Source organism: Tepidimonas sediminis, from assembly GCF_007556605.1.
GTDB classification, from domain to species: domain Bacteria; phylum Pseudomonadota; class Gammaproteobacteria; order Burkholderiales; family Burkholderiaceae_C; genus Tepidimonas; species Tepidimonas sediminis.
Genome location: NZ_VJND01000001.1, coordinates 255,500 through 273,228 on the forward strand (window position 1 = coordinate 255,500; position 17,729 = coordinate 273,228).

A 17,729-nucleotide genomic window follows, 5' to 3' on the forward strand; every position below is an offset into this window, starting at 1 on the left:
TTTCCATGGTGGAGAGCGGCGACACGCGGATCGGAGGGGCAGGAGGGTTACCGTGGGGTAACACCCTATGGGGGCTGGGGCGCGGGCATGTTACGGTTCGGTAACCATGATGTGCTGCCCGCTGTCTGCCATGCGCCAGCCGACTTCCGATCCGGCGGGGGTCGGACGCCGCCTGTGGCTGCGATCCGTTGCGGCGCTGGCGCTCGGAGCCGGTGGTCGCGGGGTCGGCGCCGCGACGGTGTTGTCGATCGGGATCACGCCCGTGGTGGTGGAGGATCGCCTCGGACTGTGGCGGCGCTGGGCGGCCTATCTGGAGCGGGCCTCGGGACTGACGGTCACGGTGCGCCCGTTTTCGGCCTATGGGCGGGTGGTCGACGGGCTGCGCCAAGGCGGACTCGACGCCGCGTGGCTTTGCGGCTACCCCTATGTGCTGCACCGACGCGAACTCGATCTGGTGGCGACCCCCCTCTGGCGCGGCGAGCCGCGCTATCAAGGCTACGTGATCGTGCGCGAGGGCGCGGCGCGCCATGACTGGGCGGCGCTGCGCGGTTGTACCTTCGCCTACGCTGACCCGTTGTCGAACTCCGGCCACCTGGTGGTGCGCCACTGGTTGCGCCAGCTCGGGCACGACCCCGAGACCTACTTCGGGCGCAGCTTCTTCACGTACGCGCACCGTCATGTCATCGAGGCGGTGTCGGTCGGACTGGCCGATGCCGGCGCCGTCGATGGCTATGTCTGGGAGTGGCTGCGGCAGCGCCACCCGCGGCGTGTGCAGGGTACGAGGGTGATGTGGCGCTCGCCGTCTTTCGCTTTCCCGCCCCTGGTGGCCAGGCGCGGGCTGCCCGCCGGGGTGCGCCGGTCGCTCGCGCAGGCGTTGATCGGCATGCGGCACGACGAGGAGGGGGCCGCCGTGTTGGCGGAGCTCCAGCTCGACGGCTTCACCACGGCCGAGCCGGCATGGTACGAGCCGATCGAGCGCATGGCGCGCGAGGCCGGTTGAGGTCGGGGGGCGGACATGGGGCGGCTGCCTCTGCGTTGGCTGGTGCCGTTGGCGATGCTGGGGGTCGCGTTCGTGGGCGGCGCGGCGGTGGTCCTGGTGACCCTGCTGCTGCTGGACCAGACCGTCCGCGGCAATGCCCAGGAGGAGACGCGGCGTCTTGCCCGCACGCTGGCGCGGGCCTTGGTGGAGCCGGTCGTGCGCGGTGATGTCTGGCAGGCTTATCAGTTGGTGCGCGCAGCGGGGGAATCCTTTCCGGACGAACCGCGCGAGGTCGTGGTGCTCGGAGATGACGAGCGTGTGCTGGCCGCTTCGCAGCCGATGCGCTTCCCGCTTGGTCAGCACCTGGGGGCGTTTCCCGACGACCTGGTGCAGGCGGTGCGGGCGGCGCGGTACGCACAGCGCGACGTGATGCTGGCGCCATGGCTGCGTGAGGCCGGCGGGGAAACGGTGCTGGTCATGGCCGAGCCCATCGTCGGCGACGACGGGCTGCACCTGGGCACCGTGCTGGCGGTGCATCCCACCGGCCTGACGGAACGCCAGCGACGTGCGCTGGTGCAGCGCCTCGGTCTACTCGGGCTGGTCACGCTGGCGCTGGTCGGCATCGGCGGGGCGGTGCTGGGCTGGCGTCTGGCACGGCCGATCGGGGCTCTGCGCGATTCCATGGCGCGCGTCGGTGGGCAGGAGACGTGGTCGCGCGCGCTGGACGACCGCGCCTTGCAGCCCTTGTTGTCACGTCGCGACGAGGTGGGCGAGCTGGCACGGACCTACCGCACCATGTTGCGCCAGCTCGACAGTCAGCGGGTGCTGGAGCGGCAAGTGCTGGAGGCCGAGCGCCTGGCCCGAGTGGGCCAGATGGCGGCCTCCATCGCTCACGAGGTGAACAATCCCATCGGCGGCATGCTGGCTGCCCTGGACAACCGGCGTCTGCGTGGAGGACTCGACGAGGCCTCCGCGCACACGCTCGACCTGATCGAACGCGGGCTGCGCCACATTCACGGCACCGTGCAGGCGCTGCTCAACGAGTCGCGCGCCGAACAGCACCCCCTGCAGCCGCAGGATCTCGACGATCTGCGCACCTTGCTGCAGCCCGTCCTCGAGCGTTCCCGTGTGGAGCTGATCTGGGCGCTGCAGCATCCGCCCGTCCCGTTGCCGGCCCTGACGGTGCGACAGGTCCTGCTCAACCTGTGCCTGAATGCGGCGGCGGCCGCCGGTCCCGGGGGGCGGGTGGCGGTGCAAGGTGAAACGTCGGCCGACGGGTGGCGTGTTCGGGTGGCCAACACCGGTCGAGAGCTCGACGGCGAAACCTTTGACGAGTTGGTCAGCGGGCGGCGCTGGGATGAAGGGCGCCGCGTCGGCCTCGGGCTTTGGGTCTGCGCGCGGCTGCTGGCCGACACCCGCGGCAGCCTGCGGTGGATGGGACGGCAGGGGCAATGGGCCACCGTTCTGGAGGCCGCCTTCGAGGCCGGCGCCGGCGCTGCGGACCGGGAGGAGCGAGATGCTGGTCGACTTGATCGAGGATGACGTCTTCATGGGCGAGGCGCTCACCGAGCGCCTGCAGCTGGAGGGCATGCGCTGCCGCTGGTGGCGCGGGGCGCAATCGGCCTTGCAGGCGGCGCAGGAGGCGGGCGCCCCCGACGTCGTGATCTGCGACGTGCGCCTCGGCGACGGGGACGGAACCGAACTGCCGCAGCGCCTGCCCGCGGGTTGGCGCCAGGTGCCGTGGATCTACATCACCGGCTTTGGATCGCACGCCCTGCGCGAGGCGTTGCTGGCGCGCGGCGCCCTGGACTTTCTGACCAAGCCGCTGGACATGGATCGGCTGCTGCGCCACCTGCGCGCGCTGGCGGGCCAGCGGCGCCAGGATCCCGCGACGCTCAAGGAGGGTGCCATGCCAGGCATCAGCTGCCCCCTGGGTGTCTCCAGCGAGATGCGGCGCATCCACTCGCTGATCCAGCGTCTGGGGGGGCACTGGCAGACCGTCCTGATCACGGGGGAGTCGGGCGCCGGGAAGGAGGAACTGGCGCGCTGTCTGCACCGAGAGACGGTCGGTCCGGATCGCCCGTTCGTCGCCGTCAACACCGCCTCGCTGCCCGACAGCCTCGTCGAAGCCGAGCTGTTCGGCTACGAGCGCGGTGCCTTTACCGGGGCCAACCGAACCCACCGAGGGCTTTTCGAGCAGGCCGATGGGGGCACCCTCTTCCTCGACGAGATCGGCGACATGCCGCTGGCCTTGCAGGCGCGTCTTCTGCGCGTGTTGCAGGATCGGCGCATCGCCCGCCTGGGTGGGGAGCGCGAGCTGCAGATCGACGTTCGCCTGATCTTCGCCACCCACCGCCGTCTGCACGAGGAAGTCCGTGCCGGGCGTTTCCGCGAGGATCTGTACTACCGCATCAACGTCGTGCACCTGCATGTGCCCCCGCTGCGCGAGCGACCGGAGGATATCGGCTGGCTGGCGCAGCGCTTCCTGGCGCAGTGGAACCAGGCCCATCCGGGGCGGCCGCGCCGCCTGGGGCCCTTGACCGAGGCGTGGCTGTCCAGCCAGCGATGGCCCGGCAATGTGCGCGAGCTGCGCAACGCGATCGAGCGGGCCTGCCTGCTGGCGCCGGAGGAGGAGCTGGTGCCGGCGCATTTCATCGATGCGATGGCGCCGGCGCCCGAGACGCCGTGGGGTGGCGAGCCGCCCCAGCGGCCCCCAACGGAGCCGCCGCAGGGCGAGGTCGAGCGGCTGGAGGACTACCTGCGCCGGCAGGAGCGTCTCTACATCGAGCAGATGCTGGCTCGCCACGGCTGGCAGATCGGCGTCACCGCCGAGTCGCTGGGCATCAGCCGCAAGAATCTGTGGGAGCGCATGAAGCGGCTGGGTATCCAGTGACCGGTCCGGATCCGCGGCGGTGGCGACGGCACATCAGCCCGCGCGCCGCCACAGCGCCTGCCCGGCGCGGATCGTGCGGCCCGGCTCGATGCCGTCGGCCAGCCGCCAGTGCGCCGGCACGAACAGGATCATGGTCGAGCCGTGCTCGAACCAGCCCATCTCCTGCCCGCGGCTTAAGCTCGCGTCGCACGGCAGCTCGTGCGGGCCGCGCCAGCGCAGGTGCAGCGTGACGTCGAGGAAGTGCAGCCGGATGCTGGCCACCAGGATCGCCGCCACCGGCACCAGCGCGATCGGGCTGCCGTCCGGCAGCGTCGCCTCGATCAGCGCGCGCTCGTTGCGGCAGAACAGCGCCGGGATGCGCCGCAGCGCCGGGGGGTTGACGTTGAAGACGTCGCCGCTGACGTAGCGCACGCGCCGCACGTGCAGGTCGGACGGGGCGTGGAAGCGGTGGTACATCGTCGAGGTCAGCCGCAGCGTGACGAAGCGCCCGTTGGCGTGCACCGCGGCGGCCTCGGGGCCGATCAGGTCCTCCAGCGGATAGGGCATGCCCTTGGCCTGCCAGACGGTGGCGCCATGCACGTCGCCGCAGGCGCCGACGATGGCGTCGCACGGGCTGCACAGCACGTCCGGGTCGGGGTCGAAGGGGCGCGCGCCGTCGCGCAGCGCGCGCGTGAAGACGTCGCGCAGGCTGCGGTAGTCGGCCGGGGCGGCCTCGCTCAGATCCAGGTCCGCAAACAGTCGCCACACTGCCAGCGCCAGGCGCGTGAAGGTTCGGTTCTCGATGCGGCTCAGCCGCCCCATCAGCAGGGTCAGCGCCACGCGTGGCACGTGGTTGGTCAGCGCGAAGTTGAGCGATTCGTGCTGCAGCACGCGGTCGCGCCAGGCGCGCCAGCCGGCCGGCGCGGGCTGCGATTTCACAGGCGTGTCAAAGGGCATACGTAGAACTATCGCGCAACGCGTTGAAGGAATGGTGACACCGATGCTCGAACCGGTCTGGTGGGGGGCCGCCGCGGCGCTGGCGGCCGCGCCGTGGGGCTGGCGGCGGCTGCGTCTGTCGCGCGCCAAGGCGCCGTCGCTTGCGGGGCACCCGCGCATGGCCAAGCGCGTGGCCCGCTGGCTGCCCGGCTACGCGCTGCAGGCACCGCAGGCGTTCGCGCTGGACGGCGCGCCGGCCGACTTGGTGCAGGCGCGTCTGCAGGGCTGGCAGGCGCTGTCGCAGCGGCTGCGCACAGCTGCGCCGCAGACGCTGGCGCTGACCGCGCAGGCGCGCGACGGCATGCCGGACCTGCGCCTGACCGGGCGCTACCGTGTGCCGTATCCGTTCGCGCAGCTCGCGCGCGAGCTGCCGGTGGGCGCCTTCTGGGCGCGCAACGACGGCCCGTGGCTGATCGATCTCGATGGCAACCGCTTCCTCGACCTGACCGGCTCCTATGGCGTCAACGTGCTGGGGCTGGACTTCTACAAGGGCACGGTGGAGGAGGGCGCGCGCCTCGGCGCGGCGCTGGGGCCGGTGCTGGGCGGCCTGCACCCGTGCGTGGCCGACAACGTCGCGCGCCTGAAGGCCCTGAGCGGCATGGACGACGTGACGTTTCACATGTCCGGCACCGAAGCGGTGATGCAGGCCGTGCGGCTGGCGCGCTACCACACCGGGCGGCGCTACGTGGTGCGCTTCGCCGGCGCCTACCACGGCTGGTGGGAGGACGTGCAGCCCGGCCCCGGCAACCCGCTGCCGCCGCGCGAGACCTACACGCTGGCGGACCTGAGCGAGGCGACGCTGGAGGTGCTGCGCACGCGGCGCGACATCGCCTGCGTGCTGGTCAACCCGCTGCAGGCGCTGCACCCCAACCGCGCCGCGCCGAGCGACTCCACACTGGTCAGCGGCGCGCGCGCGGCGGGCTTCGACCGCGACGCCTACGCGCGCTGGCTGCTGCGCCTGCGCGCGGTCTGCACCGAGGCCGGCATCGCGCTGATCTTCGACGAGGTGTTCGTCGGCTTTCGCCTGGCGCCGGGCGGCGCGCAAGCGTATTTTGGCGTGCAGGCCGACCTGGTCTGCTACGGCAAGACGCTCGGCGGCGGCCTGCCGGTCGGCGTGGTCTGCGGCAAACGGCGCTGGATGGAGCGCTTCCGCCCCGAGCGCCCGGCCGATCTGTGCTTCGCGCGCGGCACCTTCAACGCCCACCCCTACGTGATGGGGGCGATGAACGCCTTCCTGCGCGCGCTGGATCGGCCGGAGGTGCGCGCCGCCTACGACGGGCTGGACGAGCGCTGGCAAGCGCGCGAGCGGCGCTTCAACGCGGCGCTGCAGGCCGCCGGCGTGCCGGTGCGGGTGGCGGCGCTGTCGTCGATCTGGACGGTGCTCTACACCCAGCCGGGGCGCTACCACTGGCTGCTGCAGTATTACCTGCGCGACGCGGGGCTGGCGCTGAGCTGGGTCGGCACCGGGCGGCTGATCTTTCCGATTGCGCTGGAGGAATCGGTGTTCGAGGAGACGCTGCAGCGGTTTCTGTCCGCCTGCCGGCGCATGCAGGCCGACGGCTGGTGGTGGCGCGACGAGGCGCTGCCGCCCGAGGCGTGGGCCCGCCGCCTGCGCCGCGGCCTGCTGCGCGAGACGCTGCAGGCCTGGTGGCAGGCCCGACGGCGCGATCGGGCCGCCGCCTGAAGCCGGCGCGCCGCGTTCAACAATCCGGCCCGCCCGCGCGGCCCTCGGGCGGGCCGGCGCCGCGCCGTCAGCCGGCGCGCCGGTGGCCCGGGTCGAGCAGCTGGCCGCGCAGCAGGTACAGCGGCGCGCGGTGGTAGAGCTTGATGTCGTGGAACGGGTCGGTGAGGATCTTCGTCACCCAGACGATGCCGGTGTAGAGGTCCTTCTCGACCCACAGCTGCAGCACGCGCACCAGCAGCCCGCCGACGCCGATCACGAACCACAGCCAGCCGACGTTGTGCCAGAAGCCGCGCCAGTCCTCGTGCGGCTCGAGCCACCCGAACGCCGTCGGATCCCACACCAGCAGCAGCGGCGAGGCCGCCCACACCGTCATCAGCACCACCTTGCGCTTGAGGTTGTAGCCGACCTTGACCGCCTCCTTGTACTCGTGCGTCACCTGGTTGACGTGGTCGTAGCCCTTCGGTTCGAAGAAGAAATGTCCCGACTGGCGCGTCACCATCGAGATGCCCCAGGCGATCAGCGCGGCGGTGGCGGGGTCCTGGAACAGCCACACGTAGGCGACCACGAAGCTGATCGCGCTGATCAGGTGCAGCGTCTGGTTGATGCGGCTTTGGTGGTAGTAGCGGTGGTCGTCCCAGCGCTGCTCGCGCAGGGTGTGCAGGAAGCGTTGCAGCATCATCGGGTGTCCTCGTCGAGGGGGGGAAAGGGGCAGGGGAAACGCGGCCGCGTGCGCCGCGGTGGGGCGGCGGCTGCGGCGCTCGTCATGGTTGCGACATCGTGTGACGCCACGGTGACGTCCGCGTCCGCGCCGGGGTCTGTCACACCGCTGTCGCACGCCGCGGCCAAGCTCGCCGTCCATGGATGCGCGCCTGATGATCGAGAGCTATCCGCCCCGCCGTGCGCTGCTGCGCGTCTCGGTGGTCACCGAAACCTTCCCGCCCGAGGTCAACGGCGTGGCCACCACGGTGGAGCGGCTGGTGCGCGGGCTGCAGCTGCGCGACCACCACGTGCAGGTGGTGCGGCCGCGCCAGGCGGCCGACGCCTGGGACCGCGACGGTAGCCGCTTGGGGCTGGAGCAGGTGCTGACGCGCGGCCTGCCGATCCCGCGCTACCCGCAGCTGCGCATGGGGTTGCCGGCGCAGCGCGCGCTGCAGGCGCTGTGGATGCGCCGCCGCCCCGACATCGTGCACATCGCCACCGAAGGCCCGCTGGGCTGGTCGGCGCTGCGCACCGCGCGCAAGCTGCAGCTGCCGGTCAGCACGGACTTCCGCACCAACTTCGACGCCTACAGCGAGCACTACGGCGTCGGCTGGCTGCGCCGCTCGGTGCAGGCCTACCTGCGGCGCTTTCACAACCACGCCGACTGCACGCTGGTGCCCACAGAGGGTTTGCGCCAGCAGTTGCGCGCTGCGGGGTTTGAGCGGCTCATCGTTGTGCAGCGCGGCGTGGATGTCGATCGTTTCACCCCCGCGCTGCGCAACCCGGCGTTGCGTGCGGTTTGGGGGGTGGGACCCGACGAGCGCGTGCTGCTGTATGTCGGCCGCCTGGCGCCCGAGAAGAACCTGGAGCTGCTGGCGGCGGTGTACGATGCCATGCGCGCGGTGCAGCCGGGTTGGCGGCTGGTGGTGGTGGGCGACGGGCCGCAGCGCGCCTGGCTGGCGCAGCGCTGCCCGCAGGCGGTGCTGCTCGGGGCGCTGGCCGGCGAGGCGCTGGCGCAGGCCTACGCCAACGGCGACCTGCTGGCCTTCCCGAGCTTGACGGAGACTTTTGGCAACGTGACGCTGGAGGCGCTGGCCAGTGGGCTGCCGGTGCTGGCGTTTGACTACGCGGCCGCGGCCGAAGTGGTGCGCCATGGCGAAAGCGGTCTGCTGGCCCCGGTCGGCGATGCGCAGGCTTACCTGCAATGTGCGCGCGCGGTGGCGGGTGACGATGCGTTGTTGCAGCGCTTGCAAGGTGGCGCCGTGCATGCGGTGCAGCACTTGGGCTGGGGGCGCATTGTCGAGCAGGTGGAGTCGATTTGGTTGCGGCTGCTGGCGGCGCACGCTGCTGGGCCGGCGGTGGTCAAGTCGTCGCCGTGGTGGGACGGTCTGCCTGCCACCGGCGCGTGAGACCCCACAGCAGCGCCAGTCCCAGCGCCATCGTCACCCCGAGCGCCGACAGCAGCGGCACCAGCGGCCAGTCGGCGCGCATCGCCAGGGCCAGTGCCCCCAGCATCACGAGGACGCTCGCATTCTCGTTGAAGCCCTGGATGGCGATCGACTGCCCCGGCTGCAGCAGCCGGTGGCCGCGGTACTGCAGCAGCGCGTTCATCGGCACCACCAGCATCCCGCCCAGCGCGCCGATGACCAGCAGCCCCAGCACCGCGAGCTCCAGCTCCCGCGTGTGCACCGCCACCGCCAGCAGCGCGCCCAGCACGACGCCCAGCGGCAGCACGCGCCAGGCGCGGCGCAGCTCCACCCGCCGCGCCACCCACACCGCGCCGGCCACCACGCCCAGCGCCACGGTGGCCTGCAGGTAGGCCGCCTGCGACAGCGGCAGGTCTAGCCGCAGCTCGGCCCAGCGCAGCACGGCGATCTGCATCAGCGCACCGAAGCCCCAGAACCACGTCGTCACCGCCAGCGACAGCCCGCCGAGCGGGTCGCGCCACAGCCGCGCGTTGTCGCGCCAGAAGCGCGGCCACAGCGTCGGCCAGTCGCGCAGCGGCAGCGCGCGCCGCGCCGGCCGCGACGGGATGTGGCGGTTGCACCAAGCCGCAAGGCCGTAGAGCGCCAGCACCGCCGTGAACGCCGGCAGCAGCGCCGTGGCCGGCAGCCAGCCGTCCAGCCCCAGCCGGGCCAGCGCCTGCGGCGCCTGCCAGGCCGGCGACACCCACCAGCCGCCCAGCGCCGTGCCGAGCAGCACCGACAGCACCACCGACACCTCCACCCAGCCGTTGGCGGCCACCAGGTCGCGCCCCGGTGTCGATTCGGTGATCCAGCCGTACTTGGCCGGCGCGTACAGCGCCGCCGCCAACCCCAGCAGCGCGAACGCCGCCAGCGGGTGCGCGCCGGCCACGAGCGCGGCCACCGCCAGCGCCTTCAGCGCGTTCATGCGCCCCATCAGCACGTTCTTGCGCACCGCGTCGGCCCAGGCGCCGGCCACCGGCGCCAGCAGCACGTAGCTCCACGTGAAGGCGAACTTCAGCAGCGGGGCCCACCATAGCGGGTGGCGCTGCTCCTGCAGATAGGCGATCGCGACGATCAGCACCGCGTGGTCGGCCAGCCCCGAGAGGAACTGCGCCGCCAGCAACCAGAAAAAACCCGCCGGCATGGGGTGGGCAGTCTGGCGCCGCTGCGTGACACGCGCGTGAAGCTGCGCCGGCCGCGCGCGATGTCATGCCGCTGACATGGAACCGCCAAGGCCGCGTCACGCCCGCCGCCCAGAATGCCCAGCCGTGGGCGGCCGCGGCGCCGCCCGCCACCCCAAGCGGAGATGACGCCCGATGAAAGAGCTTCCGACGCCCACGCTGCACCTGTCCACCCTGGTTGGGGGCCAGACCCCGGGCCGCACGGCCGGGAGGTTGCTTCCAGCGCACGCGGCCGATGCTGCCGCTGCGCCCGCTGCGCGCCTGGAGGTGGCGTGGGCGCGCCACCTCGACGACGTGCGCGCCGCCCAGCGCCTGAGGTACGCGGTGTTCGCCGAGGAAATGGGCGCGCGCCTGCGCACGCCGCTGCCGGGGCACGACATCGACCTGTTCGACGACTACTGCGAGCATCTGCTGGTGCGCGAGGCCGACACCGGTGAGGCGATCGGCACCTACCGCGTGCTCACCCCCGCGCAGGCCAAGCGCGTCGGCTGCTTCTACAGCGACACCGAGTTCGACCTGACGCGCCTGCGCGCCCTGCGCGAGCAGATGGTGGAGCTGGGCCGCTCCTGCGTGCACCCGCAGCACCGCCACGGCGGCGTCATCATGGCGCTGTGGGGGGCACTGGCGGACTTCATGGTGCGCAACCGGCTGGACGTGATGATCGGCTGCGCCAGCATCCCGATGCACCACGAGGGCCCGCACGGCATGGCCGGCGGCGGCCACGCCGCGGCCAGCATCTGGCGCCAGGTGCGCGAGCGCCATCTGGCGCCGGTGGAGTTCCACGTCACGCCGCGGCTGGCGCTGCCGGTGCACGAGCTGGACGACACGCTGCCGGTGGAGCCACCGGCGCTGGTCAAGGGCTACCTGCGGCTGGGCGCCAAGGTGCTGGGCGCACCGGCCTGGGACCCGGACTTCAACACCGCCGACCTGCCGATGATGATGCGGCTGGCGGACCTGCCGCCGCGCTACCGGCGCCACCTGCTGGGGGCCTGATGCTGCGCGCGTGGCTCCCGGGCGGGGTGGCGACGCGCCTGCCGGCTGCGCCGCCGCCGGCGCCGCTGCCGCCGGGGGACGACGACGACCTGGGCGCGCGCGGCGGCGAGCGGCTGCGCGCGGTGTTCATCTCCGACCTGCACCTGGGCACGCCGGGCTGCCAGGCCAAGGCGCTGCTGGCGTTCCTGAAGGCGCATCCGAGTGACCGGCTGTACCTGGTCGGCGACATCATCGACGGCTGGCAGCTGCGCCGGCGCTGGTACTGGCCGCAGAGCCACAACGACGTCGTGCAGAAGATCCTGCGCCGCGCGCGCAAGGGCTGCCGGGTGGTGTTCATCCCCGGCAACCACGACGAGTTCGCGCGCCACTTCGTCGACCACCAGTTCGGCGGCGTCGACGTCGTGGCCGAGGCGGTGCACGTCACCGCCGATGGGCGCCGGCTGTGGGTGACGCACGGCGACCTGTACGACGGCGTGGTGCAGTACGCGCGCTGGCTCGCCTGCCTCGGCGACACGCTGTACGAGTGGGCGCTGCGGCTGAACCGCCACCTCAACTCGCTGCGCGCGCGGCTGGGGCTGCCGTACTGGTCGCTGTCGCAGTACCTCAAGCACCGCGTCAAGTCGGCCGTCAACTTCATCACCCGCTTCGAGGAGGCGCTGGCGCACGAGGCGCGCCGCCGCGGGCTGGACGGCGTCGTCTGCGGTCACATCCACCGGCCGGAGATCCGCGTCATCGACGGCGTGCTGTACTGCAACGACGGCGACTGGGTGGAGAGCCTGAGCGCCCTGGTGGAGCACCGCGACGGCCGGCTGGAGCTGGTGCACTGGGCGCAGCGGCAGACCGCGCCGGCGGCGGCTCCGGCACCCGGGGTTGTCACCGAGCCGTCAGGAAAAGGCCCTTCGGGCGCGAAATAATGTCACTCTGGCCGCCGCCCGCCGGGTGACGGCGCATCCTCTCGTGCCCCGACCATGACCGCCACGCCGATCTTCCGTCACGCCTTCCTCGACCGCGATCAGAGCATCCTGGCCTTCAACGAGCGGGTGCTCGACTGGGCTTGCCGGCGTGACGTGCCGCTGTTGGAGCGGCTGCGCTACCTGGCCATCGTCTCCTCCAATCTGGATGAATTCTTCGAGGTGCGCTTTGCGCCGCACCACGCCGCGCGGCTGGCCAACGAGCAGCGCGGCGTCGCCACGGTGGAGACCTACCACGCGCTGACGCAGCGCATCCAGGCGCTGGTGGCGCGCCAGTACGCCATCTACAACGACGAGCTGCTGCCGGCGCTGGAAAAGCGCGGCATCCGCATCATCACCCACGGTGAGCGCAACCCGCGCCAGCGTCGCTGGGTGCGCGACTATTTCGTCAACGAGGTCCAGCCGCTGCTGCTGCCGGTGGCGCTCGATCCGGCGCACCCGTTCCCGCAGGTGGCCAACAAGTCGCTCAATTTCATCGTACGCCTGGGCGGGCGCGACGCGTTCGGTCGCGAGCACGAGATCGCCATCGTCAAGGTGCCGCGGGCGCTGAAGCGCTTCGTGCTGATGCCCGGCGTCAAGGGCTCGCGCCAGCAGCACTTCGTCTCCATCTCCAGCATCATCCGCGCCCACCTGCCCGATCTGTTTCCCGGCCGCACGGTGCTGGAGTTCTCGCAGTTCCGTGTCACGCGCCACTCGGACCTGGCGCTGGATGAGGAGGAGGTCAAGAACCTGCGCACCGCACTGCGGCTGGGACTGCAGCAGCGCCACTTCGGCCAGGCCCTGCGGCTGGAGGTCTCGGCCGGCTGCTCCGATTTTCTGGCCAACTTCCTGCTCGAGCAGTTCGAGCTGCCGCCGGAAAGCCTCTACCGCGTGCCGGGCCCGGTCAACCTCGTGCGGCTGAATCAGTTGATCGATCTGATCGACGCGCCGGCGCTGCGCTTCGAGCGCTTCACGCCGGGCTGGCCGGTGGGGTTGACCCCGGGGCAGTCGTTCTTCGAGCGGCTCAAGCAGGGCGATGTGCTGATCCACCAGCCGTTCGAGAGCTTCGATGCGGTGCTGGCCTTCCTGCGCGAGGCGGTCGAGGACCCCGACGTGCTGGCGATCAAGCAGACCATCTACCGCACCGGCGCGCGCGGCGAGATGACCGAGCTGCTGCGCGAGGCGGTGCGCCGCGGCAAGGAGGTCACCGCGGTGGTGGAGCTGAAGGCCCGCTTCGACGAGGAGGCCAACATCAACCACGCCGAGCGGCTCGAGTCGGTGGGGGCACAGGTGGTCTACGGCATCGTGGGCCTGAAGACCCACGCCAAGATGCTGCTGGTGACGCGGCGCGAGAACGGCCGCCTGGTGCGCTACGCGCACCTGTCCACCGGCAACTACAACCCCGGTACCGCCAAGCTCTACACCGACCTGTCCTACCTGACCGCGGATGAGGACCTGACCGCCGACGTCGACGCCGTCTTCAACCACCTGGCCAGCCAGAACCGGCTGCCGCGGCTGCGCAAGCTGCTGATGGCGCCGTTCCTGCTGCAGAAAGGGCTGCTGGAGCGCATCGAGGCCTGCATCGAGGCCGCGCGCGCCGGCAAGCCGGCGCAGATCCTGCTGAAGATGAACGCGCTGACCGACGAGCCGCTGGCGCGCGCGCTGGTGCATGCCTCGCAGGCCGGGGTGCAGGTGGACGCGATCGTGCGCGGCGCCTGCATCCTGCCGGCCGGCGTGCCGGGCCACACCGACCACGTGCGCATCCGCTCGATCGTCGGCCGCTTCCTCGAGCACTCGCGCGTGTTCTACTTCCGCCATGGCGAGCACGAGGAGCTGTGGCTGGCCAGCGCCGACTGGATGAACCGCAACATGCTGCGCCGCGTGGAGCTGGCCTGGCCGGTGACCGACCCGCACCTGCGCGCGCGCGTGATGGAGGAGTGCCTGCGCCTGTACCTGGCCGACCAGCGCGACGCCTGGCTGCTGCAGCCGCATGGTGAGTACGTCAAGGCCTCGAGCCTGGCACCGAAGGCCGGCCGCGGCGCGCTGCCGTCGGCGCAGGCGACGCTGATGGCCCGCTACGGCAGCAAAGGGTGAGTGAAGCGATGGATCTGATCCTGTGGCGGCACGCCGAGGCCGAAGACCTGGACGAGACCGACGACGGCGGTGGCGACGATCTGTCGCGGCGCCTGACCCCCAAGGGCGAGCGGCAGGCCGCGCGCATGGCCGCGTGGCTGGACCGTCAGCTGCCCGAGGGCGTTCGCATCTGGTGCAGTCCGGCGGTGCGCACCGAGCAGACGGTGCTGGCGCTGGGGCGCAAGTACCGCGTGCACGAGGATCTGGCCCCGGGCGCCACGCCGGAGCGGCTGCTGGCGCTGGCGCAGTGGCCCGAGGCGCGCCAGCCGGTGCTGGTGGTCGGACACCAGCCGACGCTGGGCCAGGTGGTGGCGCGGCTGCTGGGCATGGCCGCCGGCGAGTGCGCGGTGCGCAAGGGCGCGGTGTGGTGGCTGCGCCGGCGCGAGCGGCACGGCCAGTGGCAGACCGTGCTGCTGACGGTGCAGACGCCCGAACTGCTCTGAGACCGCCGGGTCACGGCAGCAGCAGCTGCAGCCGCCAGGGCGTGCGCTCCCAGGCGTGCGCCTCCTCCTGCAGCAGCCAGGCCGACTGAGGATAGTCACGCGCCCAGCCCGGTGCGGCCTGCAGTCGAAAGGTCGAACGCGGTACGAAGCGCAGCATCAGCGCCTCCACCGCAGGATCCTTGCGGGCGTGGCACAGCAGCACCGCCAGCCGCAGACACATCAGCTGCTTGGCGAACAGTTCGTCGGCCAGCGCGTCCTCCACCTTGCGCAGCTTGCCGCGCTGCCCCAGCACCAGCAGGCTGAGCCGATGCAGCTCCGGCAGCGAGAAGCCCGGCGCATCGACGTGGTCGAGGATGTAGGCGCCGTGCTTGTGCGCGTCGGTGTGCGAGATGTGCGCGCCGATTTCGTGCAGCCGCGCCGCCCAGGCCAGCTTCTGCGAAAAGCGGCCGTTGCGCGGGTCGGGCGTGGCCACCTGCTCGAACAGCCGCACCGCGGTGGCACGCACCCGCTCGGCCTGCGCCGCATCCACCGCGAACTTCTGCGCCAGCCAGCGCACCGTGCGCTCGCGCACGTCGGTGGCGTCACTGGCGCGGTCGATCAGGTCCACCAGCGCCCCTTGGCGCAGCGCGCCCTGCGCGCGGTGCACCTCGTGCCAGTCGAACAGCTCGAACAGCGCCATCATGATCGACAGGCCGCCGGCCAGCACCGGCCGGCGGTCGTCCTTGAGGCCCTCCAGCCGCAGTTGCTCGACGTGCCCGGCGCGCACCAGCCGGTCGGCGATCCAGTCCAGCCCCTCGCGCGTGATCATGCCGGGGGGAAAGCCCGCCAGTGTCAGCATCTCCGCCAGCGCCCCGGCCGTGCCGGAGGAGGCATAGACCGCATCCCAGCTGCCGGGCGTGAAGACCTCCAGCGCCTCATCCAGCACCGCCTTGGCCGCCACCACCGCCAGCCGCAGCTGGCGTTCGCTGACCCGCCCGCCGGGAAAGTAACGCGTCGACCACGCCACGCTGCCCAGCGGGTACGACTCCATGCGCTGCGGGCGGTAGCCGCGGCCGAGGATCACCTCGGTGGAGCGCCCGCCGATGTCGACCACCAGGCGCCGCTCGTCAGCCTGCGGCAACAGGTGTGTCACGCCCTGGTAGATCAGTCGCGCCTCCTCGTGTCCGGCCACGACGTCGATCGGAAAGCCCAGCACCTGCTGCGCGCGGCCGAGGAAGGCGTCGCGGTTGCGCGCCTCGCGCAGCGTCTGTGTGGCCACCGCGCGCACCTGGCGCCGCTCGAAGCCGCGCAGCCGCTCGCCGAAGCGCGCCAGGCAGGCCCAGCCGCGCTCCATCGCCGCCGGGCTGAGCAGCTTGTCCTCCGACAGGCCGGCGCCCAGGCGCACGGTCTCCTTCAGATACTCGACGCGCTCGATGTGGCCGGCCTGCAGGCGGCCGATCTCGAGGCGAAAGCTGTTGGAGCCAAGGTCCAGGGCGGCCAGCAGGGTTCCGTCTTGCATGCGCGGACACGGTTGAGGCGGTGCAGCCAGCATACCAGAGCCGGGCGCCGGCCGGCTGCCCGGCCACCGCGTGACGCTCATGTCACGGAAGTGTCACGAAGCGTTTCTACGATGCCGTGTGCGGTCGTCGGCGATCGACGAGCCGTCGAGTCCAACCTTCGGAGCGATGCAGATGAAACTCAAGAAACTCATGGCGCTGATGGGCGTCGTCACACTGGGCTTCACGGCCCAGCAGGTCATGGCGCAGGCCGCGCAGGTCGACCCCGCGCTGCCCAAGTACGAGAAGGCTGCCGGTGTGTCGGGCAACTTCACCAGCATCGGTTCGGACACGCTCAACAACCTGATGACGCTGTGGGCCGAGGAGTTCAAGCGTCTGTATCCCAACGTCAACATCCAGATCCAGGGCGCCGGCTCTTCCACCGCGCCGCCGGCGCTGACCGAGGGCACCTCCAACTTCGGTCCGATGAGCCGCCTGATGACGGCCAAGGAGGTCGAGGGCTTCGAGAAGAAGCACGGCTACAAGCCGACCCCGGTGCCGGTGGCCATCGACGCGCTGGCCGTCTACGTGCACAAGGACAACCCGATCAAGGGCCTCAGCATCGAGGAGGTCGACGCGATCTTCTCCAGCACCCGCAAGTGCGGCGGTGCGGCCGACATCACCAAGTGGGGGCAGCTGGGCCTGAGCGGCGACTGGGCCAACCGCGACATCGCGCTGTACAGCCGCAACTCGGTGTCGGGCACCTACGGCTACTTCAAGGACGTGGCGCTGTGCAAGGGTGACTTCAAGCGCAACGTCGCCGAACAGCCCGGCTCGGCTTCGGTGGTGCAGTCGGTGGCCACGCAGCTCAACGCGATCGGCTACTCCGGCATCGGCTACAAGACCTCGGGCGTGCGCGCGCTGCCGTTGTCCAAGAAGAAGGGGCAGCCGTTCGTCGAGGCCGATGCCAAGCACGCCGTCGATGGCAGCTATCCGCTGGCGCGCATCCTGTATGTTTACGTCAACAAGAAGCCCAACCAGCCGCTGCCGCCGCTGGAACGCGAGTTCTTCAAGATGGTGCTGTCGCAGCAGGGCCAGATGGTGGTGGTCAAGGACGGTTTCGTGCCGCTGCCGGCCACGCTGGCCAAGAAGGCCCTCGACGACCTGACCAAGTGATCGGGAGCGCCCAGTCATGAATCGACTGCACTGGATGGGCGCGGCCGCGGCCGCCGCCCTGCTGGCGGGCTGCGCCACGCAGCCGGCGCCGGCCCCCAAGGCCGAGCCGGCCAAGCCCGCCGCCGCGCCGGCTCCGGCGGCGGCGCCGGCCGTGGCCGCGCAGGCGCGCGAGTTCTACGTCGTGTTGCCGGAGGACGGCCGCTACTACGCGTTCGGCTCGTTCAAACTGTACCAGGACTATCTGGCGCATGGCGAGGTGCCGTTGACCCGCACCCGCATCGGCGCCGGCCCCGGCGGCCGCACCGTGGTGTTCGCCATCACCAACGACGACGTCAAGAGCGGCCAGCCGAGCCAGGCCGAGCGGGTGTTCGACGGCAAGCTCGCCGCCGCGCCGGGCTTCTACGGCGAGGTGTTCAAGGACGGCCGCTACTACGTCTTCGGCGAGCTGAAGGACCTGCTGGACTTTGCCGCCTTCGGCGAGGTGCCGTACTCGTTCACCGACGTCGGCGCCGGCCCCGACGGGGCTACCCTTGTCTGGGTGATGAACAAGGAGTCGTTTGCCAAGGGGCGTCCGGCCGAGCGCATCGAGCGCTTCCGGCAGCTGCGCCAGCAGGGCAAGTGAGCCCGCTTGGCCAGGAGACGAAGCTGGCGGGTCGATATGATCCGCCAGCCGCTTTTTTCG

At 71.5% G+C, this 17,729-nt stretch carries 15 protein-coding genes; 11 read left to right on the forward strand and 4 right to left on the reverse strand.

The features are described 5' to 3' along the window. Positions 1-130 precede the first annotated feature (130 nt). From Tsedi_RS01210 to Tsedi_RS01220, 3 genes are read left to right on the forward strand one after another with little or no spacing between them, the layout of a single operon-like run. Entirely contained in the window at positions 131-1,000 is an 870-nt protein-coding gene (locus tag Tsedi_RS01210) for a substrate-binding domain-containing protein (protein ID WP_143892771.1), read from the forward strand. A 15-nt stretch (positions 1,001-1,015) separates the two neighbouring features. Beyond that, positions 1,016-2,521: an ATP-binding protein gene (locus Tsedi_RS01215; protein ID WP_143892773.1), complete on the forward strand. Its 1,506-nt coding sequence runs from the start codon at positions 1,016-1,018 to the stop codon at positions 2,519-2,521. Continuing rightward, entirely contained in the window at positions 2,496-3,872 is a 1,377-nt protein-coding gene (locus Tsedi_RS01220) for a sigma-54-dependent transcriptional regulator (RefSeq protein ID WP_143892775.1), read from the forward strand. Before Tsedi_RS01215 ends, Tsedi_RS01220 begins: the two co-directional genes overlap by 26 nt. Before the next feature lie 33 nt (positions 3,873-3,905). Here the strand turns inward: Tsedi_RS01220 and asd are convergent, their stop codons facing one another. Beyond that, positions 3,906-4,790 carry an archaetidylserine decarboxylase gene (asd, locus tag Tsedi_RS01225; protein ID WP_246099131.1) on the reverse strand — a complete coding sequence of 295 codons (885 nt, stop codon included), beginning with the start codon at positions 4,788-4,790 and terminating at the stop codon, positions 3,906-3,908. Between the two features lie 61 nt (positions 4,791-4,851). On the opposite strand from asd, the gene Tsedi_RS01230 reads away from it, so the two are divergent. Next, positions 4,852-6,531, forward strand: coding sequence for an aminotransferase class III-fold pyridoxal phosphate-dependent enzyme (locus tag Tsedi_RS01230; protein ID WP_143892778.1), 1,680 nt, complete (start codon positions 4,852-4,854; stop codon positions 6,529-6,531). A gap of 67 nt (positions 6,532-6,598) precedes the next feature. Here Tsedi_RS01230 and Tsedi_RS01235 read toward each other — a convergent pair whose 3' ends face one another. Beyond that, positions 6,599-7,210: a hypothetical protein gene (locus tag Tsedi_RS01235; RefSeq protein WP_246099132.1), complete on the reverse strand. Its 612-nt coding sequence runs from the start codon at positions 7,208-7,210 to the stop codon at positions 6,599-6,601. A gap of 178 nt (positions 7,211-7,388) precedes the next feature. On the opposite strand from Tsedi_RS01235, the gene Tsedi_RS01240 reads away from it, so the two are divergent. Next, a complete protein-coding gene (locus Tsedi_RS01240) occupies positions 7,389-8,639 on the forward strand; it encodes a glycosyltransferase family 4 protein (protein WP_143892780.1) in 1,251 nt (416 codons plus the stop codon). Here Tsedi_RS01240 and lplT read toward each other — a convergent pair. Further along, a complete protein-coding gene (gene lplT / locus Tsedi_RS01245; protein ID WP_143892782.1) occupies positions 8,593-9,840 on the reverse strand; it encodes a lysophospholipid transporter LplT in 1,248 nt (415 codons plus the stop codon). The genes Tsedi_RS01240 and lplT overlap by 47 nt on opposite strands. A 172-nt stretch (positions 9,841-10,012) precedes the next feature. On the opposite strand from lplT, the gene Tsedi_RS01250 reads away from it, so the two are divergent. The 4 genes from Tsedi_RS01250 to Tsedi_RS01265 are packed head-to-tail and all read left to right on the forward strand — an operon-like array spanning position 10,013 to position 14,396. Continuing rightward, on the forward strand, positions 10,013-10,870 hold the full coding sequence (locus tag Tsedi_RS01250) for a GNAT family N-acetyltransferase (RefSeq protein ID WP_143892784.1): 858 nt from the start codon (positions 10,013-10,015) through the stop codon (positions 10,868-10,870). Then, entirely contained in the window at positions 10,870-11,784 is a 915-nt protein-coding gene (locus tag Tsedi_RS01255; protein ID WP_143892786.1) for a UDP-2,3-diacylglucosamine diphosphatase, read from the forward strand. The genes Tsedi_RS01250 and Tsedi_RS01255 overlap by 1 nt, the downstream gene beginning before the upstream one ends. 54 nt (positions 11,785-11,838) lie before the next feature. After that, entirely contained in the window at positions 11,839-13,914 is a 2,076-nt protein-coding gene (gene ppk1, locus Tsedi_RS01260; RefSeq protein WP_143892788.1) for a polyphosphate kinase 1, read from the forward strand. Between the two features lie 8 nt (positions 13,915-13,922). Continuing rightward, on the forward strand, positions 13,923-14,396 hold the full coding sequence (locus Tsedi_RS01265; protein WP_143892790.1) for a SixA phosphatase family protein: 474 nt from the start codon (positions 13,923-13,925) through the stop codon (positions 14,394-14,396). 10 nt (positions 14,397-14,406) lie between these two features. Here the strand turns inward: Tsedi_RS01265 and Tsedi_RS01270 are convergent, their stop codons facing one another. Beyond that, positions 14,407-15,894: a Ppx/GppA phosphatase family protein gene (locus tag Tsedi_RS01270; RefSeq protein WP_143892792.1), complete on the reverse strand. Its 1,488-nt coding sequence runs from the start codon at positions 15,892-15,894 to the stop codon at positions 14,407-14,409. A 172-nt stretch (positions 15,895-16,066) separates the two neighbouring features. Here Tsedi_RS01270 and Tsedi_RS01275 point away from each other — a divergent pair, with 172 nt between their 5' ends. Continuing rightward, a complete protein-coding gene (locus Tsedi_RS01275) occupies positions 16,067-17,047 on the forward strand; it encodes a PstS family phosphate ABC transporter substrate-binding protein (protein WP_143892795.1) in 981 nt (326 codons plus the stop codon). Between the two features lie 16 nt (positions 17,048-17,063). Beyond that, on the forward strand, positions 17,064-17,669 hold the full coding sequence (locus Tsedi_RS12135; RefSeq protein ID WP_185970537.1) for a hypothetical protein: 606 nt from the start codon (positions 17,064-17,066) through the stop codon (positions 17,667-17,669). Positions 17,670-17,729: the final 60 nt, after the last annotated feature.

Coding starts and splice junctions, on each gene's coding strand:
- Tsedi_RS01235 (WP_246099132.1), bottom strand. CDS start 7,210: ATGATGCTGCAACGCTTCCTGCACACCCTGCGCGAGCAGCGCTGGGAC.
- lplT (WP_143892782.1), bottom strand. CDS start 9,840: ATGCCGGCGGGTTTTTTCTGGTTGCTGGCGGCGCAGTTCCTCTCGGGG.
- Tsedi_RS01255 (WP_143892786.1), top strand. CDS start 10,870: ATGCTGCGCGCGTGGCTCCCGGGCGGGGTGGCGACGCGCCTGCCGGCT.
- Tsedi_RS01270 (WP_143892792.1), bottom strand. CDS start 15,894: ATGCAAGACGGAACCCTGCTGGCCGCCCTGGACCTTGGCTCCAACAGC.
- Tsedi_RS12135 (WP_185970537.1), top strand. CDS start 17,064: ATGAATCGACTGCACTGGATGGGCGCGGCCGCGGCCGCCGCCCTGCTG.
- Tsedi_RS01240 (WP_143892780.1), top strand. CDS start 7,389: ATGGATGCGCGCCTGATGATCGAGAGCTATCCGCCCCGCCGTGCGCTG.
- Tsedi_RS01215 (WP_143892773.1), top strand. CDS start 1,016: ATGGGGCGGCTGCCTCTGCGTTGGCTGGTGCCGTTGGCGATGCTGGGG.
- Tsedi_RS01275 (WP_143892795.1), top strand. CDS start 16,067: ATGAAACTCAAGAAACTCATGGCGCTGATGGGCGTCGTCACACTGGGC.
- ppk1 (WP_143892788.1), top strand. CDS start 11,839: ATGACCGCCACGCCGATCTTCCGTCACGCCTTCCTCGACCGCGATCAG.
- Tsedi_RS01265 (WP_143892790.1), top strand. CDS start 13,923: ATGGATCTGATCCTGTGGCGGCACGCCGAGGCCGAAGACCTGGACGAG.
- Tsedi_RS01250 (WP_143892784.1), top strand. CDS start 10,013: ATGAAAGAGCTTCCGACGCCCACGCTGCACCTGTCCACCCTGGTTGGG.
- Tsedi_RS01220 (WP_143892775.1), top strand. CDS start 2,496: ATGCTGGTCGACTTGATCGAGGATGACGTCTTCATGGGCGAGGCGCTC.
- Tsedi_RS01210 (WP_143892771.1), top strand. CDS start 131: ATGCGCCAGCCGACTTCCGATCCGGCGGGGGTCGGACGCCGCCTGTGG.
- Tsedi_RS01230 (WP_143892778.1), top strand. CDS start 4,852: ATGCTCGAACCGGTCTGGTGGGGGGCCGCCGCGGCGCTGGCGGCCGCG.